At 69.6% G+C, this 14,720-nt stretch carries 16 protein-coding genes; 11 read left to right on the plus strand and 5 right to left on the minus strand.

Going from position 1 to position 14,720, the window contains the following annotated elements:
• Positions 1-98: 98 nt before the first annotated feature.
• Both ACYVBN_RS12380 and ACYVBN_RS12385 read left to right on the plus strand, forming a co-directional pair.
• Complete coding sequence (locus ACYVBN_RS12380; protein ID WP_460600770.1) at positions 99-827, plus strand: LolA-like protein; 729 nt, start codon at positions 99-101, stop codon at positions 825-827.
• Positions 808-2,544, plus strand: a complete 1,737-nt coding sequence (locus tag ACYVBN_RS12385) for an MFS transporter (RefSeq protein ID WP_460600771.1) — start codon at positions 808-810, stop codon at positions 2,542-2,544. The genes ACYVBN_RS12380 and ACYVBN_RS12385 overlap by 20 nt, the downstream gene beginning before the upstream one ends.
• On the opposite strand, the gene ACYVBN_RS12390 is transcribed toward ACYVBN_RS12385, so the two are convergent.
• Positions 2,528-4,060, minus strand: a complete 1,533-nt coding sequence (locus ACYVBN_RS12390; protein WP_460600772.1) for a flavin-containing monooxygenase — start codon at positions 4,058-4,060, stop codon at positions 2,528-2,530. The genes ACYVBN_RS12385 and ACYVBN_RS12390 overlap by 17 nt on opposite strands.
• Positions 4,061-4,160: 100 nt before the next feature.
• Positions 4,161-4,952: an exodeoxyribonuclease III gene (locus tag ACYVBN_RS12395; protein ID WP_460600773.1), complete on the minus strand. Its 792-nt coding sequence runs from the start codon at positions 4,950-4,952 to the stop codon at positions 4,161-4,163.
• A 121-nt stretch (positions 4,953-5,073) separates the two neighbouring features.
• Between ACYVBN_RS12395 and ACYVBN_RS12400 the strand changes: the two genes are divergently transcribed.
• The 4 genes from ACYVBN_RS12400 (at position 5,074) to ACYVBN_RS12415 (ending at position 8,092) form a co-directional block, all read left to right on the plus strand.
• Positions 5,074-5,841 (plus strand): SDR family NAD(P)-dependent oxidoreductase, encoded by a 768-nt coding sequence (locus tag ACYVBN_RS12400; RefSeq protein ID WP_460600774.1) that lies wholly within the window; start codon positions 5,074-5,076, stop codon positions 5,839-5,841.
• Between the two features lie 38 nt (positions 5,842-5,879).
• Positions 5,880-6,437, plus strand: coding sequence for an orotate phosphoribosyltransferase (pyrE, locus tag ACYVBN_RS12405; RefSeq protein ID WP_460600775.1), 558 nt, complete (start codon positions 5,880-5,882; stop codon positions 6,435-6,437).
• A 171-nt stretch (positions 6,438-6,608) separates the two neighbouring features.
• The gene (gene cobA, locus ACYVBN_RS12410) at positions 6,609-7,352 is read left to right on the plus strand and encodes a uroporphyrinogen-III C-methyltransferase (protein WP_460600776.1); all 744 of its coding nucleotides are present in this window, start codon (positions 6,609-6,611) and stop codon (positions 7,350-7,352) included.
• Complete coding sequence (locus ACYVBN_RS12415; protein ID WP_460600777.1) at positions 7,349-8,092, plus strand: sirohydrochlorin chelatase; 744 nt, start codon at positions 7,349-7,351, stop codon at positions 8,090-8,092. Before cobA ends, ACYVBN_RS12415 begins: the two co-directional genes overlap by 4 nt.
• Positions 8,093-8,102: 10 nt before the next feature.
• Here ACYVBN_RS12415 and ACYVBN_RS12420 read toward each other — a convergent pair whose 3' ends face one another.
• Positions 8,103-9,383 (minus strand): hypothetical protein, encoded by a 1,281-nt coding sequence (locus ACYVBN_RS12420; protein ID WP_460600778.1) that lies wholly within the window; start codon positions 9,381-9,383, stop codon positions 8,103-8,105.
• 238 nt (positions 9,384-9,621) lie between these two features.
• Entirely contained in the window at positions 9,622-10,272 is a 651-nt protein-coding gene (locus ACYVBN_RS12425) for a DedA family protein (protein ID WP_460600853.1), read from the minus strand.
• Positions 10,273-10,395: 123 nt separating this feature from the next.
• Between ACYVBN_RS12425 and ACYVBN_RS12430 the strand changes: the two genes are divergently transcribed.
• Positions 10,396-11,349, plus strand: a complete 954-nt coding sequence (locus ACYVBN_RS12430; protein ID WP_460600779.1) for a helix-turn-helix transcriptional regulator — start codon at positions 10,396-10,398, stop codon at positions 11,347-11,349.
• A 6-nt stretch (positions 11,350-11,355) separates the two neighbouring features.
• Positions 11,356-11,991 carry an RNA methyltransferase gene (locus ACYVBN_RS12435; RefSeq protein WP_460600780.1) on the plus strand — a complete coding sequence of 212 codons (636 nt, stop codon included), beginning with the start codon at positions 11,356-11,358 and terminating at the stop codon, positions 11,989-11,991.
• A gap of 4 nt (positions 11,992-11,995) precedes the next feature.
• Here ACYVBN_RS12435 and ACYVBN_RS12440 read toward each other — a convergent pair whose 3' ends face one another.
• The gene (locus ACYVBN_RS12440; RefSeq protein WP_460600781.1) at positions 11,996-12,559 is read right to left on the minus strand and encodes a dihydrofolate reductase family protein; all 564 of its coding nucleotides are present in this window, start codon (positions 12,557-12,559) and stop codon (positions 11,996-11,998) included.
• A 162-nt stretch (positions 12,560-12,721) separates the two neighbouring features.
• On the opposite strand from ACYVBN_RS12440, the gene ACYVBN_RS12445 reads away from it, so the two are divergent.
• From ACYVBN_RS12445 to ACYVBN_RS12455, 3 genes are read left to right on the plus strand one after another with little or no spacing between them, the layout of a single operon-like run.
• The gene (locus ACYVBN_RS12445) at positions 12,722-13,084 is read left to right on the plus strand and encodes a YciI family protein (RefSeq protein WP_460600782.1); all 363 of its coding nucleotides are present in this window, start codon (positions 12,722-12,724) and stop codon (positions 13,082-13,084) included.
• Positions 13,077-13,430, plus strand: coding sequence for a YciI family protein (locus ACYVBN_RS12450; protein WP_440284102.1), 354 nt, complete (start codon positions 13,077-13,079; stop codon positions 13,428-13,430). Before ACYVBN_RS12445 ends, ACYVBN_RS12450 begins: the two co-directional genes overlap by 8 nt.
• Complete coding sequence (locus ACYVBN_RS12455) at positions 13,427-14,719, plus strand: RNA polymerase sigma factor (protein ID WP_460600783.1); 1,293 nt, start codon at positions 13,427-13,429, stop codon at positions 14,717-14,719. Before ACYVBN_RS12450 ends, ACYVBN_RS12455 begins: the two co-directional genes overlap by 4 nt.
• The last annotated feature ends 1 nt before the right edge of the window (position 14,720 follow it).

Genomic DNA, 14,720 nt, shown 5'->3' on the forward strand with positions numbered 1-14,720 from the left:
CCCGACCGCCACCGGCCACGGGGCGCCGGGAACCGGACGGCGCGCCCGAGCGTCAACCAGCGCAGAACAGGCATCTCCGGAAAGATAGGTTGCTCCCCATGCGACGTACCCTTGCCGTCACCAGCTCGCTCGCCGTCATGGTGTCCCTCGCGCTGACCGGCTGCAGCAACGACGGGAAGAAGTCCTCTCCGTCCGGGACGAAGAGCGCGACACAGGCTGCCGTCACGCCGCGGTCGGTGCTCGCCGAGGCGAAGAAGACCCTCGACGACACCTCCGGGGTGCATCTGAAGCTGACCTCGGACAAGATCCCGGCCAAGGAGAACGGCCTGGTCAGCGGGGAGGGCGACGGCTCGCACGCCCCGGCGTTCAAGGGCGACATTGCGGTGCGCATCCCGGCAGCGGGCACCATCAACGTGCCGGTCGTGGCGGTCGGCGGCAAGGTCTGGGCCAAGACCCCGCTCAGCCCGAAGATGGCACCGATCGACCCCACCCAGTTTGGTGCGCCCGACCCGGCGAACATCTTCGCCAGGAACGGCGGATTCTCCTCGCTGCTGGTCGCGACACAGTCACCGAAGTTCGGCGACAAGAAACGCGACGGCAAGGACATCGTGCAGATCGTGACCGGCACACTGCCCGGCTCGGCCATCAAGCAGACCCTCAACTTCGGCGACGCCGGCACGACATACGACGCGGTCTATCAGATCACCGAGCAGGGCGAGTTGCGCTCGGCAGAGCTGACCGGCGCGTTCTACAAGGGGTCCGATGACACGTCATACACCGTCGAGTTCACCAAGTACGGCGAGCAGGTTGCGATCAAGGCACCCTGACCCACCGGCCGGGAGCGCGGCCTCCGGGCGGGACCGGGCCCTGCTCGCGACCGCCTCCACGGCGGTCGCGCTCGCTGCCGCCGACACCTACGTCGTGGTGCTGGCGTTGCAGGACATGATGAACGGCGTCGGGCTCGGCGTCGACGCCCTGCAGCAGGCCACCCCGATCATCTCCGGCTTCCTGCTCGGCTACATCGCCGTGCTGCCGCTGATCGGCCGGCTCGCCGATCTGATCGACCGGCAACGCATCCTCACCGGCTGCCTGGCACTCTTCGTCGTCGGCTCCGCGGTGACGGCGATCTCCGCCGAACTGCCGGTGATGGTCGTCGGCCGTTTCCTGCAGGGCGTAGGTGGCGGCGGGCTGGTCCCGGCGACCCTCGCGCTCGTCGCCGACCTCTGGCCGCCCGGCCGACGCGGCACCGCGCTCGGCGTGGTCGGTGCGGTGCAGGAGATCGGCAGCGTGGTGGGTCCGCTGCTCGGTGCGCTCATCCTTGCCGTGTCCGACTGGCGAATGATCTTCTGGGTCAACGGTTTCGCCGGGATCGTGCTCGCCCTGTGCATCGTCGCCTGCGGGCGTCGCGCACCGCGTGAACGGGTCGAGGCCCCGGTGCCGGTGTGGTGGCGGGCGCTCACCGCGCTCGCCGCCGTCGCCACGGTGATCCTGCTCGGTCTCGCCCTGTGGGCGCCCGATGCGCTGACGACGTCGATCCGGTGGGGCGGTCCGTTCGTCCCGTATGGCGACCACACAGCCCACCTGTTGACACCGATCGGCGTGTGGGGACTGGCCGCGCTCGCGGTGCTGCTGGCGCTGTCGGTGCGCTTCTGGTGGCCGATCGCCCGCAGCGTCGACGTGATCGGCGCCGTGCTGATCGCCGTCGCGCTCGGCGCGCTGGTGCTCACCTTCGCCGCCTCCGATCCCGAGAAGCAGGTGGTCGGCCCGCTCGGCTGGTGGCTGCTGCCGCTCGCCGTCGTCGCCGCGGCGCTCTCCGTATGGCGCCACCGGGTCGGCGAACACCCGCTGATCGCGCCCGGCGTGGTGGTCGGGCGCGTGCGGCCGGCGCTGGTGGTGTCGGTCTGCGTCGGCACGGCCATCGTGGCGATCGTCGTCGACGTACCCGTGCTGGCGCGGCTCACGATCACGGACTCACAGACCCAAGCCGCCCTGGTGCTGCTGCGCTTCCTGATCGCGGTGCCGGTGGGCGCCCTGGCCGGCGGATCGCTGCTGCGACGTCTCGGTCCGGCGCTGATCGCGGCACCCGGCCTGCTGGTCACGGCACTCGCCCTGGCGTGCATGTCCCGATGGGACGCCGGAGCGCTCGACTCGTGGCTGGTGCCGACGGTCCTGCTGGTGCTGGCCGGGCTGGGCGTCGGGCTGGCGATCGCACCGGTCAACGACGCGGCGTTGCACGACGCGCCGCAGGCCGCCCACGGGGTCGCCTCGTCGTTGCTGGTCGTGGCCCGGATGGTCGGCATGGTGGTCGGCCTGGCGCTGCTGACCGCGATCGGACTGCACCGGTTCTACGGCCGGGTGCAGTCGCTGCCGCACCCGACCCAGGCACAGGTGACCGACGCGGGCGTGCTGCAGGTGCAGACCGTCTTCCTGGGCGCGGCGGTGGTGGCGTTGGCCGCTGCAGCGGTCGCCCTGCTGCTCGGCCGGCACGTGAGCGCGCCGGCCGACCAACCGGCGCAGTCGACGGAGGTCACTCGGTCCCGGTGAGATGTGACCCGGTGAGTGCCGGTCCGGTGACTTCGGATCCGGTGAATTCGTAGTCCACCAGATCCGGCCGGGCCAGTCTGCGCTCGTACTCCCCGACGCTGCCCGGCCACAGCATCCGGTTGCGGCCCTGGTCGTCGAGATACCAGCTGGTGCAGCCGCCGGACTCCCACACCGACTGGGCGCTGCGCTCGTCGAGCCGCTGCATGTGCGCCGGCACCACCTCGGGGCGCACCCGGACCGCTGTCGCGCCGCGGGCGTCCCGCTCGTCCAGCAGCGTGGTGACCAGCCCGATCTGCGCCTCGATCATCAGCACCACGGAGGTGTGTCCGAGCACGGTGTTGGGCCCGAGCAGGAAGAACAGATTGGGGTAGCCCGGCGCGGTCACGCCGTAGTAGGTCTGCGCGTCCTGCGCCCAGTCGTCCTGCAGGCTTCGTCCGTCGACCCCGGTGATGTTCAGGTGCCGGTAGGAGCCCGTGACATCGAAGCCGGTGGCGAAGACCAGCACGTCGAGTTCGTGGGTGGTGCCGTCCTGCGTGGTGACGCCGGTGGCGTCGGCGTCCAGGATCGGGGAGGTCTCGACGGTGACGTGGTCGGACGCGAGCGTCGGGTAGTAGGTGTTGGACATCGTGACCCGCTTGCAGCCCATGGTGTAGTCGGGTGTCAGCTTCGCGCGCAGCTGCGGGTCCTTGACGGCCGAATGCATGTGCGCCACCGCGGCTTTCGAGGCGGCCTTCAGGGCCGCGGGCGCCTTGGTGAAGCCGCCGACCCGCACCTCCCCGGCGGCCCGCAGCTTCGCGCGGTGCGCCTTCATCAACCAGGGCCGCTTCTCGTACTGATCGATCAGCCAGTCCGGGTATGCCGGGTCGACCTTCGGCAGCACCCAGGTGGGCGTGCGCTGGAAGACCGTCAACTGCCGGGCGTCCTCCGCCAGCGGTGGGATGACCTGCACGCCGCTGCAGCCGGTGCCGATGACCCCGACCCGTTTGCCGACCACCGTCGTGCCGGGATCCCAGGACGCGGTGTGCAACAGTTCGCCGCGGAACGTCTCGATGCCGGGGATGTGCGGGATCACCGGCTCGTGCAGTGCGCCGACGCCCAGCGCCACCGCGCCCGCGACGAGCTGCTGGGTCTCGCCGGTGCCGGTGGTGACGCTCAGATGCCAGGCGGCCAGGCCCTCGTCATACGTCATCCGCTCCACGATGCTGCCGAAGCGGATGTGCTCGCGCAGGCCGTATTTCTCCACGCAGAAGAGCAGGTAGTCCTGGATCTCGTCCGCGCTCGCGTAGGCCTTGGACCAGTAGGGGTTGAGCTCGAAGGAGAAGGAGTAGAGGTGGCTGGGCACGTCGCACTCACAACCGGGATAGCGGTTGTCGCGCCAAGTGCCGCCGATCTCCTGGGCCTTCTCCAGCACCACGAAATCCCGGCCGCGGTTCTTGGCCGCGATCGCCATACCGATGCCGGAGAAGCCGGAGCCGACGATGACCAGGTCGTGATCGACACGAGCGCTGTCTGTCATGCGTCTCAGGCTACGTCGGGCACCAACACCGACTGGCACATGAAACGCCGAGTGGCACAGCTGTAGCTGTGCCACTCGGCGTCAACTGTGCCAGTCGGGATCAGTCGGCGAGCGTCACGATGACCGGCGCATGGTCGGAGGCGCCCTTGCCCTTGCGCTCCTCGCGGTCGATCGAGGCGTCGGTGATGCGTGCGGCCAGCGCGGGGGAGGCCAGCGCGAAGTCGATCCGCATGCCCTGCCGCTTGGGGAAGCGCAACTGCGTGTAGTCCCAGTAGGTGTACGTGCCCGGACCCGGCGTGAAGGGGCGCACCACGTCGGCGAACCCGGTCTCCACGACCGCACGGAACGCGGCACGCTCCGGATCGGTGACATGGGTGCGGCCCGCGAAGAAGCCGATGTCCCAGACGTCCTCGTCGAAGGGCGCGATGTTCCAGTCGCCCGCGAGGACGATCTGCGCGCCCTGATCCTCGGCCAGCCACCCGGCGGCGGCTTGCCGCAACCTGGCAAGCCAGTCGAGCTTGTAGGCGTAGTGGGGATGCCCGACCTCGCGGCCGTTCGGCACGTAGAGCGACCACACCTGGACGCCGCCGCACGTCGCCCCCATCGCCCGCGCCTCAGACACGAGTGGGTCGCCGTAGCCCGGCATCCCGGGAAACCCGACACTGACGTCGTCGAGGCCGACCCGGGAGATGATGGCCACGCCGTTCCACTGGTTGAGGCCGTGCATCGCGACCTCGTATCCCGCTGCGCGCAGCGGCAGCTCGGGAAACTGGTCGTCCCGGCACTTGGTCTCCTGGATCAGCAGCACGTCAAGGTCGTGGCGTTCGAGCACCCCGACGACGCGGTCGATCCGGGAGCGGATGGAGTTGACGTTCCAGGTCGCGATGCGCACCCGGACAATTTACGGTTCACGGCTTGCTGCCGTTCGGCTGCCCCATGGTGTTCCGGCGATGGATGGGAAGGCTGGACCGTGTTCGGCCGGACCCCGCAGGTTCTCGCTACAGTGGGCGCCCATGGCCACCGCACTCGTCACCGGCGCGAGCGCCGGCATCGGCAAGACCTTCGCGACCCAGCTCGCCCAGCGCGGTCACGACCTCGTCCTGGTCGCGCGCACCGAGTCCCGGTTGCAGGAGCTCAAGGAGCAACTGGAGGAGCGCTACTCCATCGCGGCCGAGGTCCTCGCGGCAGACCTGAGCGACCGACTCGACATCCAAGTGGTTGCCGATCGGCTTGCCGACGCCGAACGGCCGGTCGATCTGCTGGTCAACAATGCCGGCTTCGGCCTGAAGAAGCCGTTCCTGCGCAACGAGATCCGTGCCGAGGAGGAGATGCTGACCGTGCTCGTCCGCGCGGTCACCGTGCTCTCCCACGCCGCCGCCCTCGCGATGCGGGCCCGCCGCCGCGGCGCGATCATCAACGTCTCCTCCGTCGCGGGATTCATGGCATCGGGCACCTACTCGGCGGCCAAGTCCTACGTGACGGTCTTCTCCGAGGGCCTGTCCAGCGAGTTGCGCGGCACCGGGGTGACGGTGACCGCGCTCTGCCCCGGATTCACCCGAACCGAGTTCCACGCCAGGGCCGGCATCAAGGGGCACGGCATACCGGACTTCATGTGGCTGCAGGCCGATTCGCTGGTCAAGGAGTGTCTCGACGACGTCGACCGCGGCAAGGTGGTCTCGATCCCGGGCGCGCAGTACAAAGTTGCCGCGACCGCGTTGCGGGTGCTGCCCCGGCCGGTCGTGCGCATGGGCAGACTCAGCCGTAAACACCGCCCCCAGTGACAACCGCAGTGCCCACCGCAGGGCGAACGAAACCAGGAATGAGCGAGGAGCCGGCAGTGGCCAAGCAGGAGTTGTTGGAGCGCATCAAGACCGACGCGATCGTCCGGGGCAAGGTGACCTTGTCCTCGGGCAAGGAGGCCGACTACTACGTCGACCTGCGCCGGATCACTCTCAGCGGCGCCGCCGCTCCACTGGTCGGCGCGGTGATGCTCGAACTCGCCGCCGACCTGTCGTATGACGCCGTCGGCGGTCTCACCATGGGTGCCGACCCGGTGGCGACGGCGATGCTGCACGCGGCGGCCGCCGAGGGGCGCACGCTGGACGCGTTCGTGGTCCGCAAGGCCGGCAAGGCGCACGGGCTGCAGCAGCGCATCGAGGGACCCTCGATCAAGGGGCGTCGCGTCGTCGTGGTCGAGGACACCTCCACCACCGGCGCCTCGGCGCTCGAAGCGGTGGCGGCCGCCCGGGAAGCCGGCGCGGAGGTCGTCGCCGTCGCGGTGATCGCCGACCGGTCGACCGGTGCGCGCGAGCGCATCGAGTCCGAGGGGATCACCTACCTGACCGCCTACGGTCTGGAGGATCTGGGACTGGCCTGAACCCCGGCGCTGGCCCGAATACTCCGCGGTGGCCACGGTCCAATCCGGCGGCTCCCAGGTCGCCAGGACTGTCTCATCACTCGACATTATCCATAGCTGCATATTTCGTTATGCGACACTGAGGCACCCACGCACGAATGTTGGGTGGGTGAATCGTTCCGAAGGTGTCGCGTGTCCGAAATCCTGCAGCAGCCCGAAGGCGTCGGACGGGTGGTGCTCGTCGGTGGCGGTCCCGGCGCCGAGGACCTGATCACCGTGCGCGGACTGCGTGCGCTGCAACAGGCCGACGTCGTGATCGCGGACCGGCTTGCCCCGCGCGGCCTGTTGGGTGACCTGCCGCCGGGCACCGAGGTGATCGATGTCGGCAAGACGCCGCACCACCACCCGGTGCCGCAGCACGAGATCAACCGGTTGCTCATCGAGCGGGCCCGGCGCGGCCAACACGTCGTCCGGCTCAAGGGCGGCGACCCGTTCCTGCTCGGTCGCGGCGGCGAGGAGGTGCTGGCCTGCCGGGCGGCCGGGGTGCCGGTCGAGGTGGTGCCCGGGGTGACCTCCGCCCTGTCGGCGCCCGCGGCCGCCGACGTGCCGGTCACGCACCGCGGCATCGCGCACGGCGTGCTGGTCATCTCCGGTCATGACGACATCGACACCAGCCTGCTGGCGCAGTGGCGCCATACGATCGTGGTCTTGATGGGTATGGCGCGGCTGCGCGAGCTCGCTGTCGAACTCATCCGGGCCGGCAAGTCTCCGCAGACGCCCGTCACGGTGATCCAGTCGGCGTGGACCGCCGACCAGCGGCACGTCAGCGGCTCACTGGACGACGTAGCGGATCGCGTTACGGCACAAGGCATCGGCAACCCGGCAGCCATCGTGATCGGGGACGTCACCCGGGCCCTGGAGGCGGTTCCGCTGTGACGGCGCTCGTCCTCGTCGCGCACGGCACGGCCGACCCGCGCGGCCGGCAGACCGTGATCGCGCTCCGCTCCCAGGTCGCCCGGTTGCTGCCCGGCGTCCGTGTTCTCGACGCGTATGTCGACGTACAGGCGCCGCGGCTGCCGGACGTGGTGGATGCGCTGGTCCGCCAAGGCGATCGAACCGTCATCGTCCCGACATTGCTGTCCACGGGCTACCACATCGAGGTCGATGTGGCCCGAGCCGCGGCGGTGTCGCCGCTGGTGACCGCCGCCCCTCCGCTGGGACCGCACCCGGTCCTCGCGCAGATCCTCGGCGACCGGCTCGACGCGGCGGGGGCCACCCGGTCGGCGCCAGTCGTGCTGGCGGCGGCCGGGTCGTCGCGGCCGGAGGCGGCGGACGCGGTCCGGGAGGTCGCCGCCGACCTGCAGGCCCGACGGACCGGTCGGGTCGTCGCCGGGTTCGCAGCCGCCGCAACGCCTTCCGTGCGCGAGGCCGTGGATGGTGCCGTCCACGATGCGGCTGGTGGTCGAGCGGGCGACGCCGCGGACGGTGTCTGGCTGGCGTCATACCTGCTCGGTCACGGCTTCTTCCACAGCATGCTGAGCCGGATCGGGCCGCCGGTGACCGAACCGCTCGGTGCGGACCCGCGCATCGCGGGCCTGGTGCGCGACCGGTTCCTGGCGTGCCTGGCAACGCCGGCCGAACGGGCTGCTGCCCGCCGGCCGGCGTCGGTCGCCTGACGCTGCGCTCTTACGGCTGGGCGACGAGGTTGCGGTAGGCGCTGATCGACGTCGGCGCGTCCGGCTTCACCAACTCGGGCAGCACCTTGTCGAACTTCGCGGCCAGCTTGAGGCTGGGCATCACATTGTTCGGCTTGTTCGAGAAGGCCACGGTCGCGGCGCCCCACGAGGAGGCAGCGCGACGCTGGTTCGGGGTGCCGTGGTGGCCGGGGGAGTCGAACGAGCAGTCGCCGACGTCATAGAACGACTCCTCGACCTGCAGCACCTGGACCGGCTTCATGCCCAGCCCCTTCTTGTGCGTGGCGAAGTAGGTGCCGAACGCATCGGCCATCAGCTCGGTCCGACGGGTCGCCTCCGCCCCGGTGAGCGGGCTGTCGAAGAGGTTGTCCTCGTACTGCACGTGGTGGGACATCTCGTGCCCGAGCACGGCCTTCGGGCCGACCTTGTTGAGCCCGATGGCCTTGAGTGCCGCGAGGATGCCGTCGCCGAAGACCATCTTGTCCTTGAGCTTGCGGATCACCGGGTCCGGGTCGCCCTCGCCGGAGAACGCGAACGCGTTGAGGGTGAAGATCGCGTTGTCGCCGTTGCTCAGCGCCGGGTCGCTCTGCACCATCGTGATGATGTCCTGGGCGATGTCCGCCGCGTCGGCGGGGCCCACGCCATACATGAACTGCACGACGGAGGTCACCCGGTTGACGTCGGTCAGCATGCCGCCGTGCATCGCCATCAGCTGCACGTTGTTCAGGCGCACGTCCCAGAACCGCTGGGCGATGCCGAACGTCGAGGTCAGGCTGTCCTTGTATGCCGGCAACAGCTGGAAGCCGGCACCCTTCGGTGTGCCGTTGAGGATCGCGTCGTACGTCGGGATGTCGAGCCCGCCGAGCAACTGGATGAAGAAGAGGTTGAGGACGTCCACCGGCGCGAGCAGCTGGTCGACATACGCGTCGAGCTTGGTCGGCCCGCACTCGTACTGCGAGGGGTCGATCGCCCGCGCCGAACGACCGCCCGCAGCGGCCACCGTCTTGCTGACCTTGGTCTTCAGGATCGCGGTGACCGGCGACTCCTCGATCCCGAGCCGGGCGCGCGCAGCATCGCGTCGCGCCTGCCAGTCGGCCGGCAGCTTCTGCAGGATGCGCTGGTAGATCGCCTTGCTGTCAACGCTTTGCGACTGCAGGCCGGCAACGCGGTGAGTGCCTGCGGGTGCCGCGGAGGCGCTCGGGCTGATGGCTCCGGAGAGCGAGACGGTCAGGACGGACAGGGTGGCGAAGGCGCAGACGCGCGTGAGTTTCACAGTGTGTTTCTCCCTCTGACCGACCGCGACGGGATGTGCGCGGTCGCCTGCTCATCGTCAGAGTGACTCACCGGTAGGTTGCAGCTACTTACCGAAGAATTCCCAGGTTCTTACCGAGCGATGACCAGGCGCTTGCCAGGGCGGTCAGTCCCGGGGGAGGTTCAGCCAGTAGATGTCCCGCCGGCGGGCACCGGCCGGGGCGGTGCCTGCGTCGTGCCGGTCGTCGAAGTTGTGCAGGTCAGTCGCCCGCGGTCGCGGCCGTTGCCTTCTCGCGGCGGTGCTTGAGGTATTCGTAGACCATCGGGATCACCGAGATGATCACGACCACCATGATCGCGACGTCGATCTTGTCGCCGAGGCCGGGGAAGGCCTTGCCGAGGACGACGCCGGCGGCCACGACGATGCCGACCCACAGCACGGCACCGACGGCGCTCCAGGTGAAGAAGCGGTTGCGGTTCATCCGGCTCGCGCCGGCGACCAAGGTGATGAAGGTGCGCACGATCGGCACGAACCGGCCGATCACCAGCGCCTTGTTGCCGTGCTTGTCGAAGAAGTCGTTGGTCTTCGCGAAGTACTCCTTCTTCAGGAGCCGGCCGTCACGCTCGTAGATCGGCTTGCCGACGACGCGGCCGATCTCGTAGCCGACGACGTTGCCGGCGAACGCCACCAGCATCAACAACGGCACCGAGACGTAGAGCGGCACGTGGAAGTTGTACTTCGCGCTCGAGCTGAACAGGCCGATCGCGAACAGCAGCGAGTCGCCCGGCAGGATCGGGAAGAGCACTCCGCACTCGATGAAGACGATCAGCAGGGCGATGACGAAGAACGCGCCCCCGAACTGGTCGAGCAGATAGGTCGGGTCCATGAAGCTCGGGCCGAGGGAGTGCATCACGAGCGCAAGCGTACGTGAGCGCCGCTGAGGGGACGCTTAGAGCGAGGCGGCCCCGTGGCCCGTCGATGGCGCGGCGCCAACAGGACAACTTCTGTCCGCTGCGTCGTCGATGATGGGCTCATGGCGACGACGACGGCACGCCTGCTGCAGCTGCTCGGGCTGCTGCAGGCGCAGGCGGTGTGGACCGGCGAGGACCTTGCGGATCGGCTCGGTGTCACGACCCGGTCGGTGCGGCGGGACATCGACCGGTTGCGCGAGTTGGGCTACCCCGTGCAGTCCAGCCGCGGCACCGGCGGCGGTTACCAGCTGGGTGCCGGACGTGCGCTGCCGCCGCTGCTGCTCGACCAGGAGGAGGCCGTCGCGGTCGCAGTGTGCCTGCGGCTGGCCGCGGGAGGGACCGTCGCCGGCGTCGGCGAGGCCGCGCTGCGCACGATGGCCAAGCTGGACCAGGTGATGCCGGCCGCCATACGCGCGCACGTGACGGCGGTCCAGGAAGCGACGGTGACGGTGGAGTACCAGGCGACCACCGTCGACGCCGATGCGCTGCTCACCCTCGCCCGCGCCGTGCGCGAGCACCACCAGGTCCGCTTCGACTACATCGCGCGCGACGGCGCCGCGTCCTATCGCAGGGCGGAGCCGTACCGTCTGGTGGCCACCGGCCGCCGCTGGTATCTCATGGCGTTCGACCTGGACCGGGACGACTGGCGGTCCTTCCGGCTCGACCGGATGACCGGCGTGCGGGCCTCGACCTTCGGGTTCACGCCCCGGGAGGCGCCCGACGCGGAGGAGTACATCCGGCGGTCGGTCCGCTCGGGGTGGGAGCACGAGGCGACCGTGCGGCTGGCGTGTGCGCACGAGGAGGTCGAGGAGTATGTCGCCCGGTGGGGTGCGCTGACGGCGGTCGACGACGGGCACTGCGACCTGCGGGTCGGCGCGCAGGACCTCGACATGATGGCCTGGTGGTTGCTGCGGCTGCCACACGACTTCGAGGTGCTGGACAACGACGAGCTGGTGGCGGCATACCGGCGGCTGGCGACCCGGACGGCGGCGCTGGCGGGGGATGCGGTTGGCTGACTTCTCGTGAACGAGCAAGCAGTCGGTGTCGGGCCGTATGACGGGCAGTGGCCGACGCTTCCCGACGGCACCCCGGACCCGCGCTTCGATCCGGAACTGCTGGCCGATGGCGACCGGCGCAACGTCGAGGACCGATACCGCTACTGGACGCACGAGGCGATCGTCGCCGACCTGGACACCCGCCGGCACGGTTTCCACGTCGCGGTCGAGAACTGGGGGCACGACTTCAACGTCGGTTCGGTGATCCGGACCGCGAATGCCATGGGCGCCAAGGCCTTTCACATCGTCGGAAAGCGCAGGTGGAACCGGCGCGGCGCCATGGTGACCGACCGCTACCAGCACGAGCATCATCATCCGGACGTCGCCGCGCTGGCGTCGTGGGCCGCGTCGCAGGACCTGCCGCTGATCGGGATCGACAACATCCCCGGCAGCAAGCCGATCGAGACCTATGGGCTGCCGGAGCGGTGTGTGCTCGTCTTCGGGCAGGAAGGTCCCGGGCTGACTCCCGCGATGCAGCAGGCATGTGTCGACGTGCTGCACATCGAGCAGTTCGGCTCCACCCGATCGATCAACGCCGGTGCCGCTGCAGCCATCGCCATGCACGTGTGGGTGCTGCGGCACGTGCACGGCTTCGGCAGCTGAAGGGTCAGCGGCCCACCCGATAGGTCAGCCACATCGCGCCGCTCGGCAGGATGAGGGCATCGGTCAGCGTCATCGGGGTCAGGTCGGTGATCCGTTCGGTGAGTCGCCGGCCCACCGGATCGAGGACCGGCGCGACGGTCAGCTGCAGTTCGTCAACCAGGCCTTCGGCCAGCAACGACTGCGCGAGCGCGATGCTGCCGTGCACTCCCACGTTCCCGGTGCTGTTCGCCTTCACCGACGCGACGATGTCGGCCAGCGGTCCGGACACCGCCTCTGCGTTGGTCCAACCACCGTCCAGCGGGCTCGAGGTGACGACATACTTCGGCACGTTGTTGATGAACTCCGCGAACAAGTCGTCGGACGTCGGCCAGAAACGCGCCCATTCGTCATACATCCCGCGGCCGAGCAGCACGGCGGTCTGGCTGCCGATCAGCCGGCGGAACGGCTCCTCCATGGCGTCCTCGAACTCCGGGGGCGCGGGTTCGGGGGTGCTCGGCGGGAAGAGGCGGTTCGGATCGTCGACCGCGCCGTCGAGCGAACAGATGGAGTAGAGCACGAGCTTGCCCATGGGAAGCCTTCCGGAGTGCGGGTACTGACACCACGGTGACGCGTATGGCGCTCGCGAATCGACAGTCCGCAAAGAATTTCGTCGAGAGTTGTCGATTCCAGGTCGGCCCACCCGTCATCGTGCTGTCAGAGGATGTACACAACGCAGATCGAAAGGGTCACCATGGCCAAGCGATTCCTGGTCCTGCTGCCGGCACCCGAGGCCGAATGGGCACAGCTGCCGCCGGAGGAGCACGAGAAGGGCATGCGCGCACACGAGAGGTTCCACCGCGACCTGACCGAGGGCGGACACCGCATCGTCACCGCGTCGCCGCTGCATCCCTCCGCGCAGGCGGTGTCGATGCGGCCGGACGGCAACGGCGGCACGACCGTCACGGACGGACCGTTCACCGAGTCGGCCGAGCAGATCGTCGGCTTCTACCTCATCGAGAGCGACGACCGCGAGGGCGTCGAGGCGTGCTGTCGGCAACTGGCCAGCACCGGCGACCTGATCGAATTGCGCGAACTGGAGGGCAGCGATGAGTAAATACCTGATCTTCCTCGCCGGCGCGGCCGACGCGTGGAACAACGCCGCACCGGCGGATCGCGAGCGCTGGCACCAGGACCACGTCCGGTTCGCCCAGGAGGTCGGCGGGGCGATCCTGGCCGGTGAGGCGCTCGACGGCGCCAGCACGGCGACGACGGTGCGCCGCCGGAGCGGGACCGTCGAACTCACCGACGGACCCTTCGCCGAGACGGCCGAGCAGATCAGCGGCTTCTACCTTGTCGAGGCGGCCGATCTCGATCGGGTCGTGTCGTGGTGTGCGGTGCTGCCGGAGATCTACTCGCTCGAGATCCGGCCGTGCGTCCCGATCGAGGGACTCACGGATTGATCGAACCGCTCGAGGTCGTATGGCGCGACGAGTGGGGCCGGCTGCTGGCCCTGCTCGTGGCGCAGACCCGTCGGCTGGACCTGGCCGAGGATGCGCTGGCCGACGCCTTCGAACGGGCTGCCCGAGTCTGGCCGCAGGCCGGTATGCCGGACAGCCCGCCGGCGTGGCTGATGACGGCGGCGAAGCGGCGGATCCTGGATCGGTTGCGGGCCGAGGCGGTCGCCGCACGGAAGCAGCCGCTGCTTGCGGTGGAGGAAGGAAACCGGTGCGAGGAGTCTGATGACCTGCTGCGGTTGGTGCTGCTTGCGGCGCATCCGTCGCTCAACGAGGAAGCCGGTGCCGCGCTGACGCTGCGGCTGGTGCTGGGCATCCCCACCGCGGACATCGCCCGGCTCTTCCTGGTGCCGGAGCCGACGATGGCGGCCCGGCTGACCAGGGCGCGCAAGAAGGTGGTGGCCGCGGGGGTCCCGCTCGCCATACCCGAGGACGAAGTGCTGCCCCAGCGACTGGAAACCGTTGCCCGCGTTGCTTATCTGGCGTTCACGGCCGGTTACGCCCCGGGCAGTGGCGGCGACGTCGTCCGAGCCGAGCTCGCGGGGGAGGCGATCCGGCTGGTCCGGCTGGTGCGAGCCACCGGGCGGGCGGCGGCGACCAGTCCCGCGTTGCAGGCATTGCTCGCGCTGATGTTGCTGCAGCACGCGCGACGGGATGCCCGAGTTGCGGCGGATGGGTCGCTGGTCTTGTTGCCGGAGCAGGACCGGAGCACCTGGCACCGGGACGAGATCCAGCAGGGTTTGGCGTTGCTGAGGGAATTGACCGGCGGGCACTCGGTTTCGATACACCCTCCTCCGCTGCGCTCCCCCAGGCACTCGACGAGCGTGCCGGGCGGAGTCGCCCTGTCGAGTGCGCTCGCGGCGGAGTACGTGCTGCAGGCGCTCATCGCCGCGGAGCACGCGCGAGCCGGCCGGGCCACGGACACCGACTGGCCGACGATCACCGGCTACTACCGGCAGCTGGAGCAGTTGACCGGGTCGCCGGTGGTCCGCCTGAACCGGGCCGTCGCCGTGGCCGAGGCGGGCGACCTGCCGACCGCGCTCGTGCTGCTCGACGGACTCGACGAGGCGCTGGCGCATTCGCACCGGCTGCCCGCGGTCCGCGCCGAGCTGCTGGTGCGGGCAGGGCGGCATACCGAGGCGGTGGCGGCATACGACCTGGCGATCGAGCGCTGCGCCAACGCGCGCGAGCGCGAACAGCTGCTCGCCCGCCGGGTGAGCGCTGCCGGTGGTTGAC

It is taken from the genome of Flexivirga lutea, from assembly GCF_054778955.1.

What these genes read in the sequence shown, in the direction of transcription:
- ACYVBN_RS12380 (WP_460600770.1), top strand. Translation starts at nt 99, where the DNA reads ATGCGACGTACCCTTGCCGTCACCAGCTCGCTCGCCGTCATGGTGTCC.
- ACYVBN_RS12390 (WP_460600772.1), bottom strand. Translation starts at nt 4,060, where the DNA reads ATGACAGACAGCGCTCGTGTCGATCACGACCTGGTCATCGTCGGCTCC.
- ACYVBN_RS12400 (WP_460600774.1), top strand. Translation starts at nt 5,074, where the DNA reads ATGGCCACCGCACTCGTCACCGGCGCGAGCGCCGGCATCGGCAAGACC.
- pyrE (WP_460600775.1), top strand. Translation starts at nt 5,880, where the DNA reads ATGAGCGAGGAGCCGGCAGTGGCCAAGCAGGAGTTGTTGGAGCGCATC.
- ACYVBN_RS12425 (WP_460600853.1), bottom strand. Translation starts at nt 10,272, where the DNA reads ATGCACTCCCTCGGCCCGAGCTTCATGGACCCGACCTATCTGCTCGAC.
- ACYVBN_RS12430 (WP_460600779.1), top strand. Translation starts at nt 10,396, where the DNA reads ATGGCGACGACGACGGCACGCCTGCTGCAGCTGCTCGGGCTGCTGCAG.
- ACYVBN_RS12440 (WP_460600781.1), bottom strand. Translation starts at nt 12,559, where the DNA reads ATGGGCAAGCTCGTGCTCTACTCCATCTGTTCGCTCGACGGCGCGGTC.
- ACYVBN_RS12445 (WP_460600782.1), top strand. Translation starts at nt 12,722, where the DNA reads ATGGCCAAGCGATTCCTGGTCCTGCTGCCGGCACCCGAGGCCGAATGG.
- ACYVBN_RS12450 (WP_440284102.1), top strand. Translation starts at nt 13,077, where the DNA reads ATGAGTAAATACCTGATCTTCCTCGCCGGCGCGGCCGACGCGTGGAAC.